This is a genomic window from Roseovarius sp. S88, from assembly GCF_037023735.1.
Classification (GTDB): domain Bacteria; phylum Pseudomonadota; class Alphaproteobacteria; order Rhodobacterales; family Rhodobacteraceae; genus Roseovarius; species Roseovarius phycicola.
This window is the reverse complement of sequence record NZ_CP146069.1, coordinates 590,337-610,884: the sequence shown is the minus strand read 5'-3', so window position 1 is coordinate 610,884 and position 20,548 is coordinate 590,337. Positions and strand designations below refer to the sequence as shown.

At 58.3% G+C, this 20,548-nt stretch carries 20 protein-coding genes; 7 read left to right on the top strand and 13 right to left on the bottom strand.

Going from position 1 to position 20,548, the window contains the following annotated elements:
• The first annotated feature begins 6 nt into the window (after nt 1-6).
• The 3 genes from RZ517_RS03035 to mdoH are packed head-to-tail and all read left to right on the top strand — an operon-like array spanning nt 7 to nt 4,726.
• Complete coding sequence (locus tag RZ517_RS03035; protein ID WP_338550008.1) at nt 7-1,320, top strand: OpgC family protein; 1,314 nt, start codon at nt 7-9, stop codon at nt 1,318-1,320.
• Nucleotides 1,317-2,858, top strand: coding sequence for a glucan biosynthesis protein (locus RZ517_RS03030; RefSeq protein WP_422395557.1), 1,542 nt, complete (start codon nt 1,317-1,319; stop codon nt 2,856-2,858). Before RZ517_RS03035 ends, RZ517_RS03030 begins: the two co-directional genes overlap by 4 nt.
• Nucleotides 2,855-4,726: a glucans biosynthesis glucosyltransferase MdoH gene (gene mdoH, locus RZ517_RS03025; RefSeq protein WP_338550007.1), complete on the top strand. Its 1,872-nt coding sequence runs from the start codon at nt 2,855-2,857 to the stop codon at nt 4,724-4,726. The genes RZ517_RS03030 and mdoH overlap by 4 nt, the downstream gene beginning before the upstream one ends.
• A gap of 3 nt (nt 4,727-4,729) precedes the next feature.
• Here the strand turns inward: mdoH and RZ517_RS03020 are convergent, their stop codons facing one another.
• The 9 genes from RZ517_RS03020 to RZ517_RS02980 form a co-directional block, all read right to left on the bottom strand.
• Entirely contained in the window at nt 4,730-5,554 is an 825-nt protein-coding gene (locus tag RZ517_RS03020) for an alpha/beta hydrolase family esterase (RefSeq protein WP_338550006.1), read from the bottom strand.
• Between the two features lie 4 nt (nt 5,555-5,558).
• Nucleotides 5,559-6,032 carry a rhodanese-like domain-containing protein gene (locus RZ517_RS03015; protein WP_338550005.1) on the bottom strand — a complete coding sequence of 158 codons (474 nt, stop codon included), beginning with the start codon at nt 6,030-6,032 and terminating at the stop codon, nt 5,559-5,561.
• Between the two features lie 93 nt (nt 6,033-6,125).
• Nucleotides 6,126-6,884: a hydroxypyruvate isomerase family protein gene (locus tag RZ517_RS03010; protein ID WP_338550004.1), complete on the bottom strand. Its 759-nt coding sequence runs from the start codon at nt 6,882-6,884 to the stop codon at nt 6,126-6,128.
• 61 nt (nt 6,885-6,945) lie between these two features.
• Nucleotides 6,946-7,272, bottom strand: coding sequence for a DUF3775 domain-containing protein (locus RZ517_RS03005; RefSeq protein WP_338550003.1), 327 nt, complete (start codon nt 7,270-7,272; stop codon nt 6,946-6,948).
• Between the two features lie 67 nt (nt 7,273-7,339).
• On the bottom strand, nt 7,340-8,074 hold the full coding sequence (locus tag RZ517_RS03000; RefSeq protein WP_338550002.1) for an SDR family NAD(P)-dependent oxidoreductase: 735 nt from the start codon (nt 8,072-8,074) through the stop codon (nt 7,340-7,342).
• Nucleotides 8,071-8,631: a DUF3833 domain-containing protein gene (locus RZ517_RS02995; RefSeq protein WP_338550001.1), complete on the bottom strand. Its 561-nt coding sequence runs from the start codon at nt 8,629-8,631 to the stop codon at nt 8,071-8,073. Before RZ517_RS02995 ends, RZ517_RS03000 begins: the two co-directional genes overlap by 4 nt.
• Nucleotides 8,631-9,884 (bottom strand): MFS transporter, encoded by a 1,254-nt coding sequence (locus RZ517_RS02990; RefSeq protein WP_338550000.1) that lies wholly within the window; start codon nt 9,882-9,884, stop codon nt 8,631-8,633. The genes RZ517_RS02995 and RZ517_RS02990 overlap by 1 nt, the downstream gene beginning before the upstream one ends.
• Nucleotides 9,881-10,636 (bottom strand): DUF1365 domain-containing protein, encoded by a 756-nt coding sequence (locus RZ517_RS02985; RefSeq protein ID WP_338549999.1) that lies wholly within the window; start codon nt 10,634-10,636, stop codon nt 9,881-9,883. The genes RZ517_RS02990 and RZ517_RS02985 overlap by 4 nt, the downstream gene beginning before the upstream one ends.
• A complete protein-coding gene (locus tag RZ517_RS02980) occupies nt 10,633-11,934 on the bottom strand; it encodes an NAD(P)/FAD-dependent oxidoreductase (RefSeq protein WP_338549998.1) in 1,302 nt (433 codons plus the stop codon). The genes RZ517_RS02985 and RZ517_RS02980 overlap by 4 nt, the downstream gene beginning before the upstream one ends.
• A 102-nt stretch (nt 11,935-12,036) precedes the next feature.
• Here RZ517_RS02980 and RZ517_RS02975 point away from each other — a divergent pair, with 102 nt between their 5' ends.
• Both RZ517_RS02975 and RZ517_RS02970 read left to right on the top strand, forming a co-directional pair.
• On the top strand, nt 12,037-12,729 hold the full coding sequence (locus tag RZ517_RS02975; RefSeq protein ID WP_338549997.1) for a sigma-70 family RNA polymerase sigma factor: 693 nt from the start codon (nt 12,037-12,039) through the stop codon (nt 12,727-12,729).
• Between the two features lie 16 nt (nt 12,730-12,745).
• Entirely contained in the window at nt 12,746-13,390 is a 645-nt protein-coding gene (locus RZ517_RS02970; protein ID WP_338549996.1) for a ChrR family anti-sigma-E factor, read from the top strand.
• A 195-nt stretch (nt 13,391-13,585) separates the two neighbouring features.
• Here the strand turns inward: RZ517_RS02970 and RZ517_RS02965 are convergent, their stop codons facing one another.
• Complete coding sequence (locus tag RZ517_RS02965; protein ID WP_338549995.1) at nt 13,586-15,253, bottom strand: hypothetical protein; 1,668 nt, start codon at nt 15,251-15,253, stop codon at nt 13,586-13,588.
• A 310-nt stretch (nt 15,254-15,563) separates the two neighbouring features.
• Nucleotides 15,564-16,301, bottom strand: coding sequence for a glutamine amidotransferase (locus tag RZ517_RS02960; protein WP_338549994.1), 738 nt, complete (start codon nt 16,299-16,301; stop codon nt 15,564-15,566).
• Nucleotides 16,302-16,532: 231 nt separating this feature from the next.
• On the opposite strand from RZ517_RS02960, the gene RZ517_RS02955 reads away from it, so the two are divergent.
• Nucleotides 16,533-17,753 carry a 3-deoxy-D-manno-octulosonic acid transferase gene (locus tag RZ517_RS02955; protein ID WP_338549993.1) on the top strand — a complete coding sequence of 407 codons (1,221 nt, stop codon included), beginning with the start codon at nt 16,533-16,535 and terminating at the stop codon, nt 17,751-17,753.
• Entirely contained in the window at nt 17,753-18,745 is a 993-nt protein-coding gene (gene lpxK / locus RZ517_RS02950; protein ID WP_338549992.1) for a tetraacyldisaccharide 4'-kinase, read from the top strand. Before RZ517_RS02955 ends, lpxK begins: the two co-directional genes overlap by 1 nt.
• Here lpxK and RZ517_RS02945 read toward each other — a convergent pair.
• Together RZ517_RS02945 and RZ517_RS02940 are read right to left on the bottom strand one after the other, a co-directional pair.
• The gene (locus tag RZ517_RS02945; protein WP_338549991.1) at nt 18,742-19,863 is read right to left on the bottom strand and encodes a CaiB/BaiF CoA transferase family protein; all 1,122 of its coding nucleotides are present in this window, start codon (nt 19,861-19,863) and stop codon (nt 18,742-18,744) included. The genes lpxK and RZ517_RS02945 overlap by 4 nt on opposite strands.
• The gene (locus RZ517_RS02940; protein WP_338549990.1) at nt 19,860-20,543 is read right to left on the bottom strand and encodes a DsbA family protein; all 684 of its coding nucleotides are present in this window, start codon (nt 20,541-20,543) and stop codon (nt 19,860-19,862) included. The genes RZ517_RS02945 and RZ517_RS02940 overlap by 4 nt, the downstream gene beginning before the upstream one ends.
• Nucleotides 20,544-20,548 lie beyond the last annotated feature (5 nt).

Genomic DNA, 20,548 nt, shown 5'->3' with positions numbered 1-20,548 from the left:
AAGCCCATGGCGACAATATCGCCATCATCAGATTATGGACCGACCACGGAACGTAAGGAAGCCCCGGCGTTGCCCAAGGCGACGGTGCGCGATCCGCGGCTGGATTTCTTCCGTGGCATCGCGATGTTCATTATCCTGCTGGCGCATACGCCCGGCAATCTCTGGACACGCTGGATCCCAGCCCGGTGGGGCTTTTCCGATGCGACTGAAATGTTCGTCTTCTGCTCGGGCATGGCGTCGGCCATCGCCTTTGGCAAACTCTTCCAAACTCAGGGCCTGGGCATGGGGTCAGCGCGCATCGCCTTCCGCACCTGGCAGGTCTATTGGGCGCATATCGGTCTCTTCCTGATCACCACGATGTGCATGTTGGGGCTTGCGCATATGGGCTTTACCCTGCGCAGCTACACGGACCAGCTCAATCTTGGGCCGTTTCTGAACAATATCGAGGGCAATCTCATCGGCCTGATGACGTTGACCTATGTGCCCAACTATTTCGACATCCTACCGATGTATATGGTGATCCTCGCTATGATCCCGCTGGTGATGGCCCTTTCGAGGATCCATCCGTTTGTAGCACTCGGAGCCTGTTTCGTGCTCTGGGGCTTTGCCAATATGGAATTGGGCGAGCTTTTCACCGACGCCGACATCACGCCGCTGCAATTGCCTGCGCAATATTGGTTCCCCGAAGGCAAAGACACCCGCCCCTGGTTCTTTAACCCCTTTGGCTGGCAACTGTGTTTCTTTACCGGCTTTGCCCTTATGATCGGGTGGATTCCGCGCCCGCCGGTGAACAAATGGCTTATCGGTCTTGCTCTGGCCTTTGTGATCTTTTCGTTCGTTTTCTCCTCTGTCGGTATGCGCAGCTATGACTGGCAGTCAGAATGGTGGAACGACACCATCCGCAGTTGGCAGCGCCAGACCTTCCGTGACATGGCACCTCTGCGCAGCAAAACAGATTTCGGCCTCTTTCGATATCTGCACATGCTGGCGCTTGGCTATCTGGCCTGGGCGGCTGTGGGCGAAGGTGGCAAATACCTCAAAATCGGGCGCGCATGGTCCTGGGTGGTAAACAACATCATCATGAAAGTAGGGCAGCAATCACTCGCGGTCTTTGTTTTCTCCATGCTTCTGGCCCGGTTCCTCGGCGTGTGGCTGGACGAGACATCAACGCTTGTGGGCGACCGGTTCGTGCGCGACCCATGGACCAATGCATTGGTGAATTTTGTGGGCTTCGCTTTGCTCGTTGTTTGCGCCTATGTTGCAGGCTGGTTCAAATCCTCACCTTGGAAACCAAAGCACACCGCCGGAGGTCAGGCATGAGCCGTTCAAACACCTCCGCATCCATGACACGCCGCGCGCTTTTGGGTGGTGCCGCGGCTTCGGCCCTGATCCCCGGAATGCTGCCCTTGCCATCCTTGGCGAGTGGGGCCGCGGCGTTTTCGCGCGATATGGTGATCGAGTTGGCCCGTGACCTGGCCACGCGCGACTACAAACCGCGCAACATGGTGCCCGAGGACTGGCAGAACCTGACCTACGACCAGTACCGCGACATTCGCTTCCCGCGTGAAAACGCCCTTTGGGCAGGCACCGACCGGTCCTACGAGGTCGATTTTTTTGCGCCAGGTCTCTATTTCCCGCGCGCGACCAAGGTCTATTCGGTCGAGAATGACATGGCCGAACCAGTGCCCTTCACGCTCGACAATTTCAACAAGGGCAAACTTGTCCCCGATCTCGTCAAAACTGCCGGCACGCTGGGCTATTCCGGCCTGCGCTTGCGTACCGACCTTGGGCATCCGGAGTACAAGACGGAATTTTGCGTGTTCCAGGGTGCCAGCTATTTCCGCGCCATCGGTATCGGTCAAACCTACGGCCTTTCGGGCCGTGGATTGGCTTTGCGCACCGGCGCGCCCGAAGGCGAAGAATTCCCTGATTTCGTCAAGTTCTGGTTGGAGGCCCCGGGATCGGACCAAAAGAACATGGTTTTGCATGCCTTGATGGACAGCCCAAGTGTGACAGGTGCCTACCGGTTCGACATCACGCCTGGTCCTGACTGCGTGATGGAGGTTGACGCAACGCTCTTCCCGCGCGTCGAGTTGGATAACGTGGGCATCGGGCCGCTCACCTCGATGTTCCTCTTTGATGAGACCAACCGCAATCGCTTTGATGATTTCCGCCCTGCTGTGCATGACAATGACGGGCTCATGATGTGGAACGGCAATGGCGAGGTGATCTGGCGCCCGCTGGCCAATCCGGTACAGCTTCAGATTTCGAGCTTTGTGGACACCAACCCGCGTGGTTTCGGCCTGATGCAGCGGGCACGCGAGTTGGAAGACTATGCCGACCTTGAGGCGCTTTATCACAACCGCCCCGGGCTTTGGGTTGAACCCAAAGGCGATTGGGGCAAAGGCGCGGTGACTCTGGTCGAGATCCCCACTGCAGAAGAAATTTACGACAATATCGTCGCCTACTGGCGTCCATCCGAGCCTATGCAGGCCGGTGCGCAGGTTGATCTCTCTTATCGTCTGACCTGGGGTGTGGACGCGCCGATTGAGAAAAAGCTGCCCAAGGTACTGAACACCGCTATGGGTCGGAGGCTCTTTGGTGAGGGCCGTGTGGTCGTCATCGATTTTGAGGACAGCCCGCTATTTGACGACGGACCCGAGGCTCTCGACATTCACACCTACTCGCCCCATGTGGAAACCAGCGAAGGCGTGCTGCAGCGCAACCCGGCCACGGGTGGTCTGCGACTTGCGTTCTCCTTTGACCCCGGTGAGCGGCGTCACATCGAATTGCGCGCGCAACTGCGCAAAGATGGCGAAATGGCCTCTGAGGTGTGGCTCTATCGGTGGACGGTATGACGCAAGGCCTGCATATCATGCCCCCTGAGGCACCTCTTGAGATGCCTGCGCAGAATTTTGACGTGTCCTACGCAGACCCAAAGGCCCCGGAATTGCGGTCAGACAACAAGACGGCGCTATGGCGCGCCATCGTGTTCATCCCCGCCATCCTTGCGACCTTCGGCTTTGGCTGGTTCATGTGGAGCTGGTTCGGCATGGACGGGCTCAACGCCGTGGAAGGCATTCTTCTGTCGCTCATGGCGTTTAATTTTTTCTGGCTCTGCCTCACGGTCAGTACCGTGGCCCTGGGCCTTGGATCCCTCACACGCACCCCACCGCGCATGCAGACAAGCCAGCGCATGAAAGTGGCGCTTTTGATGCCCGTCTATAACGAGGTGCCGTGGTATGTTCTGGGCAATGCGCGCTCCATGCTCGAAGAGCTTCGGTCCCATGGGGGACGGCATGATTATACGATGTTCATCCTCAGCGACACGCAAGACCCCGACATTGCCAGCGCCGAGCAAGAGAGCATTCGCGCATTGCGAGAAACGCTCTCGCCGGGTCTCAAAATCTACTACCGCCGCCGTGAAACCAACACCGGGCGCAAGGTTGGAAATATCGCCGATTGGATCACGCGCTGGGGTGGCGACTGGCCTGCCATGCTGGTGCTGGATGCCGATAGCTTGATGACCGGGCGGGCAATCGCGCGGCTTTCTGATGCCATGGCAAGTGATCCCGGCGCGGGTCTCATCCAAAGCTGCCCACAGCTGATTGGCGCGCAGACCGTGTTCTCCCGGATGCAGCAGTTTGCCAATGGCGTCTACGGCACTGCCCTGTCGGAAGGTCTGGCACGTTGGACCGGGCAAGAGGGCAACTACTGGGGCCACAACGCCATCATCCGCACGCGTGCTTTCGCCTCTTCGGCGGGCCTTCCGCTCATGCGCTCCCTCACTGGGCGCGAAGACAAGCTCATTATGAGCCACGACTTCGTCGAAGCAGGCCTTCTACGCCGCGCCGGGTGGAGCGTGCGTGTGCTGCCGCGTATTCGCGGCTCTTACGAAGAAACCCCGCCAACACTCATCGACCACATCCTGCGCGACCGCCGCTGGTGCCAGGGCAACTTGCAACACCTGCGTTTGCTGGCCACGCGCGGTTTGCGCCCGGCCTCGCGCTTTCACATGTTCCACGGTGCCATGAGCTATCTGGCCTCGCCCATATGGTTTGCCCTGCTGGTGATGTGGGCGCTGATGGGTCAGGGCCGGGATGCCTCCGTGCTCACCTATTTCTCGCCAGACAATCCGCTGATGCCCACCTGGCCAGAGATGACCGAAGGGCGGCATGTGCTGATCATCGCGCTTATGTACTCGCTGCTGCTTGCACCCAAGCTCATGGGTATCGTCGCCATTCCGCTCACCCGTACGCGGTTTGCCGATTATGGCGGGCCGGGCCGCTTCGTGCTGTCGTTTTTCTCAGAATTGATCCTGTCCGTGGCTTATGCCCCGATCCTTATGGTGCAGCAGATGATCGCCGTCTTTCGCACCATGTTTGGCATTCAGAAAGGCTGGACACCGCAACTCCGCGATGGCGGTCGCTACGGTCTGCGGACACTTATCATCTGCCACGCGCTTGAAACCATCAGTGGCATTGCCTTGATCGCTGGCATGGCGGCTGGCCTGGTGTCCTTGTGGCTTCTGCCCATCGCCGTGAGCCTGGCCTTGGCCGTTCCGCTGTCTGCGCTGAGCGGCGTGTCACTCCGTGGCCTTGTCGCCAAGCTGATGGGCACGCGCGAAATGTGGCGCGAACCACAGGTCACACGTGCCGCCCGGCACTACCGCAAAGAACTGAAATCCACACTAGATGGTGACGCCCAACCTACCGCGGCTGAATAAGGCTTAGTTCAACCCTTCGAACCAATCGAGCGCCAGATCAGCCCAACCTTCGGGCACCGTGTGCCCTCCGGGGAAAAGCGCCATTTCCAGCGCTCCTCCATCGGCACAGTTACCCCAAACACGGCGCATGAAATTGCCGGTTTTGCCAAAACCTGTGGGCTTTTCATCGCTGCATTCATTCGCCGCGCGCCAAATCTCAAGCCCGGCAAAAATATCGCCCTGCTGGAACCGCCCACCAGCCAGCTTGCGGCCTTCCAACGGCACCGTGCCATCCGCCCAGCCATGGGTATGCAAAAGCCTGACCGGCCCATTACATTCCACGGGATGCGGCCGCCAGAACCCACCTGAGACAGGCGCATAGGCACTAAAGGTATCCGGAGCATCGCAGGCCAGGTAGTTCACCATGAAACCACCAGCGGAAAAGCCAGAGAGCAAAACGGTGTCCGCACTCGTGCCAAACCGGTCTGCGGCATCGGCCACCACATCTTTGAGAAAGGCCGTTTCATCCCGCCCTGGCCAGCCGGGATAGAATGTCCAGCTCGCCGGACGACCTTCGGCGCGCGGAACCCCATTGGGGGCAATCACCGCATAGCCGCGCGCGCGTAGCGGTTCGACCATGATATCCCGCGATATCGCGGCCTGCCCGCTTCCACCGAAGCCATGCAGGAACACCACAACCGGCATATCATCTCCGGGCGTTTCGGGCAGTTTGATGTGATAGGTGCCACTTTGAATTTCGCAAGCCCCGGATTCAGGACCACAGGAGGCCTGCGCCATGCCTGCCATCACTGTCAACGCCAGCGCGGCGCCTGCACATGTCGCGCGCATTCTGTCAGCCTTCGACGTCACGAACCGGTAATCCGGTTTGAAGCCAGCCCGGACCAGCGGAAGATCCAAGCATCCCTTCGGGCACATCGATGATGTTGGTGTACCCGGCCTCTGTCAGCATGTTGCTCATCCGCGCCGAGCGTACCCCGCGCGCGCAAATGAGGGCCACAGGAGCGGCTTTGTCGCCGCCCGTCACTTGATCCAGTGCCGAAACGAAATCCTTGCGCCGCATATCAATGGGATGCGCGCCTTCGCCGACACCCGTTTTTTGCCATTCATCCGGTCGCCGGATGTCGATCAGAAAAATCTGACCGCCCGTCGCCGACTTGTGCGCCTCGCTTACGCTCAAGGCTTGTCCTGCAAAGCTGGGACGAGACAGCATCACCCATCCGCCTGCAGCCACGCCAACCGCGCCCAAAGCCCCGAGGCCAAGCACGGCACGGCGCGTCATCAACGAAGAACGGGACTGATCGGTCATTGCGCTTTCTCCCAGCGACTGGATTTCCCAAAAGATAGGCAGTTCGGGACGTTTTGTCAGGGCCGGTCTGCGAGGCAATCGAACAAAATTTGGTTACTTGTCCGGGCTCATCCAGCCCAGCGAGGCTTCGGTTGGGCCATTCGGACGATACTCCGCCCCCAAAGGCCGCTTCCAACCAAGCGCATCAATGGCTGCAAAAACGCTACGGTAATCGAGCGTTCCACCTGAGGGATCGCCCCGTTCCGGGACAGAGGCAAACTGAATATGCCCGATATGATCAAGACATGCATGGAGCTGCCCGACCACGTCTCCTTCGGTTCGGCCAACATGATAGCAATCAAACATAAGTTTTAGGTTAGGTGCATTGATCTCTTTTATAATCTCACAGGCCTGCTGCGTCGTGTTGAGGAAGTACCCCGGCGCATCAAACGCGTTGAGCGGCTCGACCAGCACCATGCGCGCTCCGGCACGTGACACACTATAGCGCAGATTGCTCACAAAAGCCTGCCGCGCGTCTGCGCCGTCCGCGATACCGGCCATGACATGCACCGCTCCGGCATTCACGGCATCGGCATAATCAAACGCCTCATCAATCGCCGCACGCGCCTCTGCCTCGCGGCCCGGCAAGGCCGCCAATCCGTTGTCACCGGCATCCACATCCCCGCGCCGCGTGTTCAAGCCCAGCAATGGCAATCCGGTTTCGCGCAAAGCCGCGCAAACATCTCCCGCATCAGTGTCATATGGCCAATGACATTCCACCGCGTCGAAGCCGACGCTAGCAGCGGACCGAATAGCATCGGGCAGCGCCAGCTCAGTCCAGAGAAATCCAAGATTTGCAGAGAAACGCGGCAAGGATCGATTCTTTCGATGTCACCGCCGCTCTTTACAAAATGCAGGCTAGCGCGCCAAGGCCTCAGCCACCGCGTACCAGGTCATCTTCGTCATCGACAACAGAAATGCCCAGCTCATCCAGACCATTTTCGAGATGATCCGACATATGGGGCGTGCCCAGCATATAATCCGCTGTGGGCGTGGAGGCCTCCGAGGCAGCTGTTTCAAGCGCCTCTCCCAACTCATCGGCACCAAAACTGCCTCTGCCGATCCACATGACCGCGACAAGGCTGACCTGTTCTTCTTCGGTCAGACCCTCGATAAAGGCGCGAAGCTCGCCTTCGGCGCGGTCCAACTCGCGCGACATAAGAATGATCTGCGCTATTTTATGGGTACTGATATCAAGCATGGACGGCCCTCCCGTTCCGCGACTCTTTATAACAGATTCGCTTGAAAGGGTGGGCGCGTCTTTGATCTCACGCAAATAGGCGGTAATAGAGCCAGTTGGGCATGAACCGTGAAAGCCGGAAAACCCAAGAAAAGACGCGTGGGAAATGCCGGTCAAAAGCGTCTTCATCAAACATCAGTTCGAGCATTTCCTGCGCCGCTTCTTCTGGTGTCATGAGAAACGGCATTTTGAACTCGTTCTTGTCTGTCAGGCGCGTCTTGATGAAACCGGGATTGGCCAGCTGTACGCGCACACCGGTTTTACGCAAATCCGCGCGCATGCTTTCCGCCAAGGACATCACTCCGGCTTTTGATGCACCATAGCCGATAGCACTTGGCAAACCACGAAAGCCCGAGAGCGACCCTGTGAGCACGATGTGACCGGCGTCTTTTTGAACCATCTGCGGCACCACGTGACCCAACACACGCAGAAAACCGGTGAAATTGACATCTGCCATTTTGACTGCGTTTTCGGCTTTCCATTCCGTCGCTGGCATGGGCCAGTATACCCCCGCCAAAAGAACCACACCGTCAATGTCACCCACAGCTTTTGCAGCCTTGGCGACACTTGCGTCATCAGCAATATCCACCGGCACCACATCTACCGGGCGCGGCAAGCCGCTGGCCACTTCAGCCAGACGCTCGGCATTTCGGGCCGACAGAACAACGTCGGCCCCAACTGCATTTAGTTTCGCAGCCAACGCAGCGCCAAGACCCTCACTTGCCCCGACCAGCCAATACCGTTTGCCGCTTAGGTCTGTCACGCTGTGTCCAACCTTTGCATTGTCGCCACCAGTTCTGCGACCTTGATGCCGAATTTACGGAACTGACTGCGATTCACAATTGTGCCGCCTGGCGTCAGATACATCCAGTCTACCACATTCAGCACGTGACCACCCGCCTCTTTCGGCAGGCGAATGTTGTAGTTGAGCTTTACGCTTGAGCCGGACTGCTGACCTGTGCCCTCACCCACCAGGTCATCTGCATCCGCCTTGATCGCGCCGTCATTGCCAAGCTCAAGCCGCCATTCACGGTCTTGCGTGTTGCCGCTGTCATAGCGGAAATGCTCTTTCATGACGCCTTTGTTGCCATTCCAATTTGCATGGAAATCCGCAGAAAAGCGGGACGTTACACGACCCAAGGGACCATAGATGATACCCTCGCAGCGAATTGGACCATTCAAATGTGTGCGCAGGTCCATCTCAGGACCGGACCCTTCATAGTCACTGAGTGATTGCGCAGAGAAACTGGCAAATCGTTTCTTAAAATACATTAGGATTAGGATCAGACTGGCACCGATCCCGATATACAGTGCAGACATCACGTAAGCCTCCTTTTGTTCAAGGGGGTTGAAGGGGTTTGAATTGCTGCAGAAGGCGTGCTCACCAACAGCGCAATCGCGACAAGTTTCAAAACACAGGGCACCGCCCCGTAGAGAAGTGACAACGTCCAGAGCGCGGCCTGATCGTTGACTTGCCCTGGCACGTAGCCGGATGTTTCCAGAAGCGGCAAAAGCGCGACAGCCGCGATGGCCAAAGTCATTTTGCTGACAAAGGACCAAAGGCTGAACCCTTCCGCGGCCCCTGGAGAAATCTCTTCCATGCGTTTTGCGAAGAGCGCGGGAAGCAGCGTCATGTCCGCACCCAACGCGATGCCTGACGCCGCGCAGATCACAGCAAATGGCACCAAGTCACCTGTTCCCAGCATCAGTGCATAGGCGAAGGCTGCAATCGACAGGATCATGCCAAAGATCAGAACGGGCCGTGTTCCAAACCGCTCTGCCGCTCGGCTCCAGAACGGAGCTGCAAAGGCCGCGAAGAGGAAGAAGAGCAACAGGAATGGCCCTTCCCAGCCCGGAAGACCCAGTCTGTCTTCTACGAAAAAGAGAAATAGCGTGGAACTGACCGCGACTGGCGCGGAATTGGCGAGTGCCACCAAAAGCAGCCGTCGCGCCACTGGATCGCCGAATACAACGCCAAGCCCTGATTGAGGCACATCCCGACCTTGCCATTCGCGCCCCATAGCCAAGACAGCCGTGATCGCAAGAATGACGAAAGCGAGGGCAAATCCGGTGTAGCCGCCCAGTAAAACTGGCGCTGCGGCCGCCGCGCAAATCCCGAGAAGCGCACCGGTTTCACGCCAGCGCGCGAGCTTCAGGTGGCCTTGCTCTCCGATGCCAGAGGCCACCGCCACACCCTGTGCATAAAAGCAAATGGTCAGGTAACTGAACGCGGTGAACACCAGTGTGAGCATGATCGCGAACCACCAAAGTGGCGCAATAGGCGCTGTGACGGCAAAGAGACCAACCATGCCAATCGCCATAGTCCCAACAGCCAAGGCAACTGAAGTGCCGCGTTGCGCGCGCAGTTTCGCAGCCAGCTTGCCCAAGAGCGGGTCCTGCACCACGTCAAAGAGCCTCAGCCCGAACAGCACCGCACCCAAGGCGGCAAGGGACACGCCATACTGGTCCACGAAAAACTTCGGCGCATGCATGTAAAGCGGCAGCCCTGCAGCTGCCAGCATTGCTCCGAACAGAGCAAAGGCCGGAAGGCGAGGTGAGGGTGCAAGTGTCATCTGCTGACCTCTTGCGTCGGCGGTTCAGGGCGGTTGTGGAACCGCGCACCTTTCCACCACAGTTTCAGTGCCTGCCAGTGGATGAGCGCCAGCACCCGCCGTGACCCAAACGGACGGCGCAGGAGCGCGCGCAAGACACCTGGCGTGCCAAGAGGTTTGCGGTTGCCCACCAGCGTGGCCGTCACCCCGCCATTGCCAGCGGTATGGTCAATGAATATGCCCAGCCGGTCAGAGCGAATGTCAAAGCGGAACTGATAGCCGCCCGAGATTTCCTGAAACGGTGAGACGTGAAAAATCTTGGCCGCGATCAGCCGGTCCTCAGGCCCGATGGCGCCATGATCGTCGCGCAGGCAGAGATATGAATGCCGGTCGCCATAGGTGTTGCTGACTTCCGCGATCACCACGCGCAGCGCGTCCTGAGCATCATAACAAAGCCAGAACGAGACAGGGTTAAAGATATGCCCCATCACACGGGGTTGGGCGAGTATCTCAATACGTGCCGGGCTGTCCAAATCATGTGCTGCGAGTACGTCGCGCACCCATGCCGCACCGCGGCCCTCTTTCGGCGTACCGCCGTGGTCGCAATCCCGCAAAGAGAATAGCCCCGATCGGTTGCGCCCAAAGACCCACGTCGAGCGCACAGGTGCCTCCGCATCCAGCAGCACATAGTCGATGCTGTAGCGAAAGGCGTTCTCAATCCCGCCTTTGCGCCCATGCCAGGTATGGCCCGCGATATGGTCGACCCTGCTCATTCGGCTGCGACGACCATCTTGTTCTGCGCCAGGATGGCGTCGGCAACCTCAAGCCCCGTGGCGAGCCCGTCTTCATGGAAGCCATTGCGCAGCCAAGCCCCGCAAAACCACGTGTTTTGGGTGCCATTGAAGGCGCGGACCTTGTCCTGTGCCTGCAGCATCTCCAGGTCATAAACCGGGTGGCGCAAAACTGTCTGATCGTAAGTCAGCTCTTCTCGGATCGGACGCTCGGAGTTGAGCGTCACAAAATGCAGATCATCCATTGGAATGGGCTGAAGGCTGTTCATCCAATACGTGATGTCGATCTGACCTTCGCGCCGCGCAGGCGCTTCGGCGTAGTTCCAGGATGACCAGACGGCGCGCCGCTTGGGCATAACGGCGGTATCACAATGCAAGACGACGTCATTGGCTTGGTACGTCACAGCGCCCAAGGCCGCCTGTTCCTGCGGCGAGGCGTCACTCAGCATTTTCAAAGAGTCGTCACCATGGGTGGCAAAGACCACGTGATCATAAATCTCCCACTCCGCACCCTCGGCACGCAGTTCAACACATGTCGCCTTGCGGCGCACACCCGCAATCGGTGCGCCCAGCCGCATGCGGACACCTCGCATGCGCAACGCGCTCTCCATCCGCTCCACATAAGAGCGCGAGCCGCCTGCCACCGTGTACCACTGGTGTTGGCCTGAATAGTTCAGCAACGCATGGTTTTTCATGAACCGGATCATGGCATGCGCCGGAAAATCCAGGATTTTCTCTGTCGGTGTGGACCAGATCGCGCCCGTCAGCGGCAACAGGTAGTAGTCGCGGAACCACACCCCCATGCCCATTCGATCCAGGAACTCACCGATGGTCAGATCTTCGTTTGCCGCCGCCAGTTGCGTGGCATTGGCGTTAAACCGAAAAATATCGCGCAGCATGCCCCAGAATTTTGGGCTGATCGCGTTGCGCTTCTGAGCAAAAAACGCCGGCGCGCCATCCAACCCGTATTCCATCTTGCCGCCGCGCACTGAGGCGCCAAAGCTCATGTTACTTTTGGCCACTGGCACATCAAGCGCCTCAAAAAGATCTGCAAGGTTGGGATAATTGGCATAGTTGAACACGATGAACCCGGTATCCACGGGTTGATCGCCGTTTTTGCCAGCCATGATCGTGCGTGCATGGCCACCCAACCGTGGTTCGGCCTCGTAAAGCGTGACGTCGTGCTCGTTCGACAAACGCCATGCGGCCCCAAGGCCGGTGATCCCTGCGCCGATGATGGCAATTTTTCTTCGCGCAGGCGCTGCATTTTCAAATGGCATTCTGTCGTGAACCTGTGTTTTTTAGTGTCTAAGCAGGTTTACGCACAATCGAGCAAAGCGGATGACAAAGAATTTCACCAAAAATTTGATCCAGCACAGACTGTGGCACGTAAGCCCTACATGTTCAGTGGTGTTCAGACTGTCGACGCTCCCCGTGCACGCCGCACGACCAGACCCACAACAGGCCGTGATACACAGGTCTGCGATGGCAACAAGAGCCGTGGTCGAAAGGGTGTGAAAACAGTGACGCAACAGGGCAACCAGGATGGCACGGACTGGGCGATTGTGATCGCCAAGGTGCGCGACGATCACGACAAAGTGGCCTTCAAGGCACTCTTTGATCACTTCGCACCGCGCGTCAAAGCCTTCCTGATGCGCTCGGGAGCCGACCCATCGCTGGCAGAGGAATGCACCCAGGAGGTGATGGCCACGTTGTGGAACAAGGCCCATCTCTTTGATCCAACCCGAGCCAGCGCGGCCACCTGGATCTTTACAATTGCGCGGAACCGCAAGATCGATGCGCTCCGCAAACAAAAGCGGCCCGAACCCGAGGACCTCACATGGGGTCCCGAACAGGAGCCTGACCAAGCAGACGCCTTGGCGCTGCAACAAGAAAGCGAAAAGCTGGGAGAGGCGATTGCGTCGCTTCCGGCAAAACAAAAGGAGCTGATCGAGAAAGCCTATTTTGGCGACCTGAGCCATAGCGAGATTGCTGCGGAAACTGGTCTGCCCTTGGGAACGATCAAATCGAGAATTCGGCTGGCGCTTGACCGTTTGCGCCATGCCATGACGTGAGAGTTTGGTGAACGATATGATTAAGCATCATTTGAACGACGCCTTGTTGATGGCCTATTCGGCCGGCACACTGCCCGAAGCTTTCAGCTTGACCGTCGCTGCACATATATCGATGTGCGACGAATGCCGGTCGCGCCTCGGTGCGTTTGACACGCTTGGCGGCGCGCTCATGGATGAGTGTTCCAGCGCCGCCCTGTCGCAAGACAGCTTTGAGGCCACGCTTGCGCGGATCACACTTGCGCCTGAGCCTCCCAAACCGCAACCTGCGATCCGAACTAAGGGCATGTTGCCCAAGCCGGTGCAGGACTATGTGGGCGGCGATCTGGACGCTGTCAAATGGCGGCCTGTCGGCATGGGCGTCAAACAAGCCATCCTGCCAACATCCAAGGACGCCACGGCACGGTTGCTCTTTATCCCCGCTGGTGCCGCTGTGCCGGACCATGGCCACCGTGGAACAGAGCTGACACTGGTTCTGCAAGGGGCGTTTGCAGACGAGGTGGATCATTTCGGCGCAGGTGACATAGAGATTGCCAATGAAGACGTGGATCACACGCCCATCGCCGATATCGGCGCGGATTGTATTTGCCTGGCCGCAACGGATGCTCCCCTGCGCTTCCGCAGCCTGATCCCCCGCATCGCACAGCCATTCCTGCGCATTTGAGGGGGCGATCATAGCAGCAAACTGCAAACGGCCCTTTCAGCAACGGGCCGTGTTTCTTCAAGGGGCAGCGGCGCCAAGCCCGCAGTTGCCAGGTTGCTGCAAAGTCTTGAAGGCCTGAACGGGCAAGGCTTGGGACCTGTCGTTTCCCTGTTGCGCAGGTATGATTTTCCAGGGCCACGACGCACCTCGCAATAGCTACGCCTCCACTGCTTGCATTGCAGCTTGCGCACAATGACAGGACGCCCCCACAGGCAGATCGGACCGTGCGGCTGCTAATACCAAACGTTGGCGGATCAGTTTGGCTTCCTCCGTGTCTCCGGCGCCGCGACGCTCAAGACAGGCATCCAGTCCTTTGAGGCTCCAGATGTTGTCGGGATGAATGCAGGCTCGAGGCAGATTTCCCGCAAGCCCCAGATCTTCTCGATAAGCCCGTTCAGCCACATCGACGCGCCCCTGTTCCAGGGCGAGAGCACCGAGCGCGTGGCGCACGGGCTGCATCCAGCCCCAAGGTTCATCATAGGGCAGTGCATCTTCCAGCGCGATTGCCTCGCGAAGGTGGGTAAATGCGCTGTCATAGTTTCCCTTGCGGTACTCGATCTCGCCATCCAGCATGTGTTGCGCCACAGCCAGCAAGTCGACGCACCGATTATTGTGCTGATACCGGCTTTCGGGCACCCGGGCGCTGGCCGCGATGAAGTCTTTCCGCGCAAGCTCCGCCTCAGTGACGTTGCCAATCGCGGCATGCGCCACGCCCTTGGCATAAAGGAGGATTGCTGTTGTATAGCTGTACAATTGCTGATCTTCCGGCAGCGGCTCATCAATGATGTCGTGCCAGCGTCCAAAGCGCACCTGCACGTGGGTCTTCATCGAAAGATTGCTTTCCATGAAATCTGCCATGTTCGGGCTTTCGATGCGCAGCAGTTCCTCGGGCACCTCTCTCATGATCTCTTCGGCAGCCTCGATCGCCGGTTGGTACTGCCCAAGAAACATCGCGCCATAGATGGCAAATCGATAATTGTGAATTCGGTAAGCTGTGTAGAAATTCACGCGGCCCTGATGCTCGGCCACGCGCAAATCCGCTTCCACACCCTTCAGGTTCCAATACAACACATCCCAATAGGCCGCGCATTGGATGTCGATATGGGTGGACATGTGGATGAGATGGCCCGCGTCGGGGACCAGCTCTCGCAAATGGTCACAGGCAACGAGCGCTTTTTCGGGTGTTGGCGACATTTCCATGAGATGGATGTAGAGATGCAGGATGCCAGGGTGTGACAGACCCACCGGTGTCTCGACAAATGTCTCCAGCACGCGCTGCGCTTCTAGCGTGTTGGCACCCTCAGCAACGCCGCCGCTGTGAATGTCCCACATTTTCCATGGCGTTTGGTTCAGGATGGATTCCGCATAGACCGTCGCCACGTCCGCATCGTCAGGAAATCTGGCGAAAACGTCTGCCATTGATGCTGCAAAGGCATCGTTCCACGGTTTCTGGTCTTTGATCGGTGTTCGCTGTGGATATCGCGTCCGCAGCGCCTGGATCAGCGCGCGTTCGACATCTGAGACTTTGTCGATGAGACCGAGCGCTGATTGCGTATGGTCATAGGCCGTTTGCAGTGTGTCTTCTTTTGTGGTGGCATCCATCATCCACCATTCATAGTTGTAGTTTGGTCCTGCAGCATAGGCGATCCCCCAGTAGGCCATCGCACAGTCAGGATCATGTTTCAGTGCGTTTTGGAAGCATTCAATCGCCAAATCATGATTGTACGCGTAGGTCCACACCAGGCCTCGATCAAACCAGAGCTGAGCAGCGGTTGAAGCGGTTGTGATCGGTCGAGAAAACACCCCCAAGTCAAACTCTGTCATGTGCTCCCTCCCGCCTTGAAAAACAAAAACAGAATAGGTGAAAACCTATCGGAATGGAAACAACGGGCACTGCCAATCGGGTAAGCAGTATCTGCTTCATCCGCAAAGCAGACGTGCCATCAATCCTAAATTCGCCCTTGGCACAGGATGGGATCATCAGGTGCGTTCCTTATCAGGTTCCAAATGGATCGTGCGTTCTGTTTACAAATGGCACGTCAGGGCGTCGTGCCGACCTGGCACCGACGCAATACCGAAGTGATACCGACATCGGGAATCCAGCAAAATAAGGGCGTTAACCTTTGGGGGCTGTTTACCCGTAGCGACGCACGAAATTCCGCAAAACCATCTCGGGCGCAAACACATCCGCCGCCCGGCACATTGCGATGATATCCTCGGCGGCCTCGGGCGCGAAATATCCTCTGGTCTTGTATATGCTGATGCGGGTTTCAAAGCCTGCGGCATCTGCCTCGGGGTGAAACTGAGTGGCATAGACGTTCTCGCCATGGCGCACCATCTGGAACGGGCAGGACTCAGATCGCACCAGATGCGTGCACCCTTCCGGCAGGCTTTGCAGCGCCTCCTTGTGCCCCACAAATGCGTCAAACGCCGTGGGCACGCCATCAAGCAACGCATCGTCCTTGCCCTCTGACGTAACCTCACAGGCCGATGTGCCAACCGGTTCGCCAAAGGCCCGTTTACTGACATCACCGCCCAGATGTTGTCCAAGAATTCCAATGCCATAGCAGCAACCGAGAAACGGAAAATCGCGCTCTGTAATGTGTGGCATCAAGGACATCACCTGCGCCTCTATTCGCGCCTCGACCTCTGACTTATCTTCTGGCTTGTCACTGACACAGCCCGGTCCTCCGCCGACAATGACGCCCGCGACCTGATCGAGGGTCACGTCGTCCGGCAAGTTTTCCTGATCCAGCCGCACGCGCCGCACCTGGTTTTCGGTCAACCCGCCCTTGGCCAGGATCGCTGCAAACTCATCGTCTGAGGCTTCGGTCTCAGGGCGCAGTTGCAGCACGAGAAAAGGCTTGGACATCCATCAGGCTCCGTGGTCAGACCTGCACTGGTTGGCGCGAATTTTCCCACAGGTCAAGCCGGTGAGTTCTCTTGACGCGACCCCGCAAAGCAATAGGCTGCGCGCAGACTTGCCACGATGGACCTTCCTGATGACACCCGCGTCTGCCTTCCGCTTTCAACACACTTTTGCGCCGACCAAAAACCGGAGCGCGGCAATTCCATTCCCTGTCAGAACCGGAGTGAACGGACCATGGCACGTTCGCTGAGCCTTGCGGCCTATCTGGCCTACGCGCGGGGCGGCTCAGGCAGCAAATACAGCCCTCAAACACCGCGGCCCGATGGCACATTAATCTGGGCACATGCCGTGGAACCGGCGCATGCTAAAGCTCTGATAGAGCTACAAGAAAGACTGCTGACTTTGCGTCCAGACCTGACGCTTTTGCTGACCAAAGCTAAGGATCTCGGCGTGGTTGACTTACCCGATGCAGATCAGGTCATCGCCGAGGTTCTTCCCGATGATACGGTCGCCTCTGCCGAGGCCTTCCTTGCTCATTGGCGTCCTGATCTTGCGCTATGGACCGGGGGCGACCTGAAACCGGCCCTGCTCACGCATGCGGCAGAGTCGCATATTCCCCTCGGGCTTGTGGACGCGGCAGAACCGTTGCTGACCAGAGCCGCCTGGCGCTGGTTTCCAGACCTGCCGCGTTCCATTCTGAGGTCTTTCGATTTTGTCATGACCCGCGATGAGCCGACAAGCCTTTACCTCAAGCGTATTGGTGTCTGGAACCTGAACATGTCGATCAGCGGCCCGTTTCTGGATGGACCGATCGCACTTCCCTACAACCAAAGCGACCGAGAGGAGCTGGCCCTTGTGGTGTTGGGACGCCCCGTCTGGCTTGCGGCGGAAAGCCTGCACAGCGAGTTTGAGACCGTTCTGACTGCGCATCGTGAAATCACCAAGCTGTCGCACCGCGCCATGTTGATTGTTGTGCCCGCGAATTTGGAGGAAACAGCAGCTTTCAAAGCTTCGCTTGAGGACAGCGGGCTGAGGTTTATTGAGTGGTCATCCGGCGAATTTCCGGAAGAGACAACACAAGTCATTCTGGCCGACACGGATGGGGAAATGGGCCTGTGGTATCGCCTTGCACCCATCAGTTTCATGGGCCGGTCACTCGACAGCAATGCGCCCGGGTCCGACCCCAACCAACCCGCAGCGCATGGCAGCGCGATCCTTTACGGGCCGCATATTGGTGATCATCTCGAAGCCTATGCGCGGTTTGCAGAAGCAGGCGGCGCGCGGATTGTGCGAGATGCTGAAACGCTGGCCTCAACCGTTAAACGCCTTATTCCGCCGGACCAATCCGCCACGATGGCCCATGCCGCTTGGGATGTCGCATCGCGGAGTGCCGCGCTGATCGACAAGATCGCGGACAAGATTCACGAGCAACTGGACCGGGCCGGGGTCGCGTGATGCGGGGCTTTTCCTTTTGGAATCGGCCACCTGCGCGTCCGGGACTGCGCGCCCGCCTCCTCGCACCGCTGGGTTGGATATACAGTGCCGCGACGGCGCGGCGTGTGTCTCAGTCCGCCGATTACCAAGGCCCCGTGCCAGTGATTTGCATCGGCAACATCAATGCTGGCGGAACGGGGAAGACGCCGACAGTCATTGCATTGGTCCAGCATCTGCAAGCTCAGGGACATACAGTGGCCGTCATTTCACGCGGTCATGGCGGGCATTTGGCAGGACCCATTGAAGTCGACGAACGCGCGCACAGCGCCGACGAGGTTGGAGATGAACCGTTGCTCATCGCAGCGTTCACGCGGGTTTGGATTGCCAAGGATCGCGCCGCCGCTGCGAGGGCTGCGGCAGCCTCAGAAGCGGACGTTATTCTTATGGATGACGGGCATCAGAACCCTTCCGTTGCGCGCGACCTGTCGATCATCGTGGTAGATGCCGTCGCTGGGTTCGGCAATGGGCTATGCCTGCCCGCCGGACCGTTGCGCGAACCTGTGGATACTGGATTGGCGCGGGCCGATTTGGTTCTCAGCATTGGCCCCAAAGCGGCACAGGCGCAGTTTGATCAGGATTGGGGAGCACAGATCACGCTGCCACGCTGTCGCGGGTATCTTGCACCTTTGCAAACCGGTATGGCCTGGTCAGGCACGCGCGCACTGGCCTTTGCCGGGATTGGGCATCCAGAGAAGTTCTTTGCTACTTTGCGCGGGATGGGCGTTGAGCTGATACGCGGCGAGGCGCTGGAGGACCATCAACCGCTGACACCGGCCCTGATGACGCGGCTGGAAAACGAGGCGGCCCTGCTCGGAGCCCAGCTTGTGACAACCGAAAAAGATGCAGTGCGCCTTCCAAAGGACTTCCGAACCAAAGTTCTCACCGTCCCGGTGCGGCTGGAGATTGAGGATTGGACGCCTCTCGATACGTTGCTGGTGCAGTTGGAGCTTTAATCCGGGTCGTCTTCACCGAGTTTTGGTGATGGCCGATGCAAAGACAGATTCGCATCCGAGAACTTGATCGGCGTGCGCAGGCCAGGGACGCCGTCAAGATCAACGCGCATGCCGCGCGCTTGGATCTGAGGGTCATCTAAGACTTCGGCCAGATCATTGATCGGCCCCGCTGGCACGCCTTGCGCCTCACACGCCTGAAACAGCTCCGCCTTAGTGCGTGTGCGCGTGTGTTCCGTCAAGGCACCCGTCAGCGCGTAGCGATGCGTCACGCGCCCTGCATTGGTCACGTAGTCGGGATGTTCGGCCAGTTCCGGACAGCCCAACAGCGCGCAGAACTTCACATATTGGCTATCATTACCCACCGCGATGATCAGATGACCGTCAGCGCAATCAAACACCTGATAGGGAGACAGGTTGGGGTGGAAATTTCCCAATCTCCCTGGAGGTGTGCCCGTGGCAAGATAGTTCATCGCCTGATTGGCCGTCACGGCCAGGGCCACATCCAAAAGCGCCATATCGATATGCTGGCCTTTTCCGGTGGACTGGCGTTGATGCAAGGCTGCCAGAATGGCGGTGGTGGCATACACGCCCGTGAAAAGATCAGCTATGGCGACACCCACCTTGATCGGCTGCGCCTCTGGATCTCCGGTCACCGACATAATGCCCGACATACCCTGGATGATGTAGTCATAGCCAGCACGATGGGCATAGGGACCGTCCTGCCCAAAGCCGGTGATCGAGCAGTAGATCAGCTTGGGATTGATGGCGGACAGGCTGTCATAGTCCAGCCCGTATTTCGCCAGCCCGCCGACCTTAAAGTTCTCGAGAACGATATCAGCCTCGCGCACAAGATCCTTGACCCGTACCTGCCCGTCCTCTGTGCGGAAATCGACCGTGATGCTCTGCTTGCCGCGGTTGCATGAATGGTAGTAGGCCGCAGATCGGTCGCCCTCTCGCTCAATAAAAGGCGGGCCCCATTGGCGCGTATCATCGCCAGCCGGGCTTTCCACCTTAATGACTTCTGCGCCCAGATCCGAAAGCGTCTGGCCAGCCCAGGGGCCGGCCAGAATACGCGCCAATTCAACGACTTTCAGCCCGGCAAGTGGGGCTGGCTTCATTGTGGCAATTGCCCGTCAATGATGCCTTTCAATTCGGCATAGGACATGTTGCCGTGCTTTTCACCGTTGATGATCAGTGTCGGCGTCGAGTTCACACCATCGGTCTCGGCGTTCTGTTGATACACTGCGACCAAAGCCTGCGCCTTGTCCGCATCTGACAGGCAGGCGTCAAGCTGCTCGTCGCTCAGGCCCGCAACCTTGCCAATGCGACGGAGATTGTTGGTGATTGCCACAGGGTCGGTGCCTCCGGCAATCCATTCGCTTTGCTGCTCGTAAATCATGTCGGAGATGCCGAAGAACCGCTCTGCCCCACCACATCGCGCAACCATCGCGGCCCATAGTCCAAAACGGTCAAAGTAGACATCGCGGTAGATGAATTTGACCTTACCAGTGTCGATGAACTCGGACTTGAGTTCCTTGAACTGGCTTTTGTGAAAAGATGCGCAATGTGGGCAGGTGAAGGATGCGTATTCCACAATCGTGACCGGCGCATCCTCTGCGCCCAGGGTCATTTCCTCGACAAGAGAGAGGTCAATCTCGGCGTCTGCGTCTTGCGCATGTGCGGCCCCCAGCAAATTCGCCGTGGCCTGATTGTTCGTCCCAGCGCTCGAGGTCATCCACCAAGCTCCCAGCGCAGCAATGGCAAGGGCAATCGCCCCGGAGAGTACAACATTTCTCATTCAGT

Bases quoted from the DNA above. Each gene is read 5' to 3' on its own strand.
- RZ517_RS03035 (WP_338550008.1), top strand. From the start codon at position 7: ATGGCGACAATATCGCCATCATCAGATTATGGACCGACCACGGAACGT.
- RZ517_RS03030 (WP_422395557.1), top strand. From the start codon at position 1,317: ATGAGCCGTTCAAACACCTCCGCATCCATGACACGCCGCGCGCTTTTG.
- mdoH (WP_338550007.1), top strand. From the start codon at position 2,855: ATGACGCAAGGCCTGCATATCATGCCCCCTGAGGCACCTCTTGAGATG.
- RZ517_RS03020 (WP_338550006.1), bottom strand. From the start codon at position 5,554: ATGCGCGCGACATGTGCAGGCGCCGCGCTGGCGTTGACAGTGATGGCA.
- RZ517_RS03015 (WP_338550005.1), bottom strand. From the start codon at position 6,032: ATGACCGATCAGTCCCGTTCTTCGTTGATGACGCGCCGTGCCGTGCTT.
- RZ517_RS03005 (WP_338550003.1), bottom strand. From the start codon at position 7,272: ATGCTTGATATCAGTACCCATAAAATAGCGCAGATCATTCTTATGTCG.
- RZ517_RS02995 (WP_338550001.1), bottom strand. From the start codon at position 8,631: ATGTCTGCACTGTATATCGGGATCGGTGCCAGTCTGATCCTAATCCTA.
- RZ517_RS02990 (WP_338550000.1), bottom strand. From the start codon at position 9,884: ATGACACTTGCACCCTCACCTCGCCTTCCGGCCTTTGCTCTGTTCGGA.
- RZ517_RS02985 (WP_338549999.1), bottom strand. From the start codon at position 10,636: ATGAGCAGGGTCGACCATATCGCGGGCCATACCTGGCATGGGCGCAAA.
- RZ517_RS02980 (WP_338549998.1), bottom strand. From the start codon at position 11,934: ATGCCATTTGAAAATGCAGCGCCTGCGCGAAGAAAAATTGCCATCATC.
- RZ517_RS02970 (WP_338549996.1), top strand. From the start codon at position 12,746: ATGATTAAGCATCATTTGAACGACGCCTTGTTGATGGCCTATTCGGCC.
- RZ517_RS02965 (WP_338549995.1), bottom strand. From the start codon at position 15,253: ATGACAGAGTTTGACTTGGGGGTGTTTTCTCGACCGATCACAACCGCT.
- RZ517_RS02960 (WP_338549994.1), bottom strand. From the start codon at position 16,301: ATGTCCAAGCCTTTTCTCGTGCTGCAACTGCGCCCTGAGACCGAAGCC.
- RZ517_RS02955 (WP_338549993.1), top strand. From the start codon at position 16,533: ATGGCACGTTCGCTGAGCCTTGCGGCCTATCTGGCCTACGCGCGGGGC.
- lpxK (WP_338549992.1), top strand. From the start codon at position 17,753: ATGCGGGGCTTTTCCTTTTGGAATCGGCCACCTGCGCGTCCGGGACTG.
- RZ517_RS02945 (WP_338549991.1), bottom strand. From the start codon at position 19,863: ATGAAGCCAGCCCCACTTGCCGGGCTGAAAGTCGTTGAATTGGCGCGT.
- RZ517_RS02940 (WP_338549990.1), bottom strand. From the start codon at position 20,543: ATGAGAAATGTTGTACTCTCCGGGGCGATTGCCCTTGCCATTGCTGCG.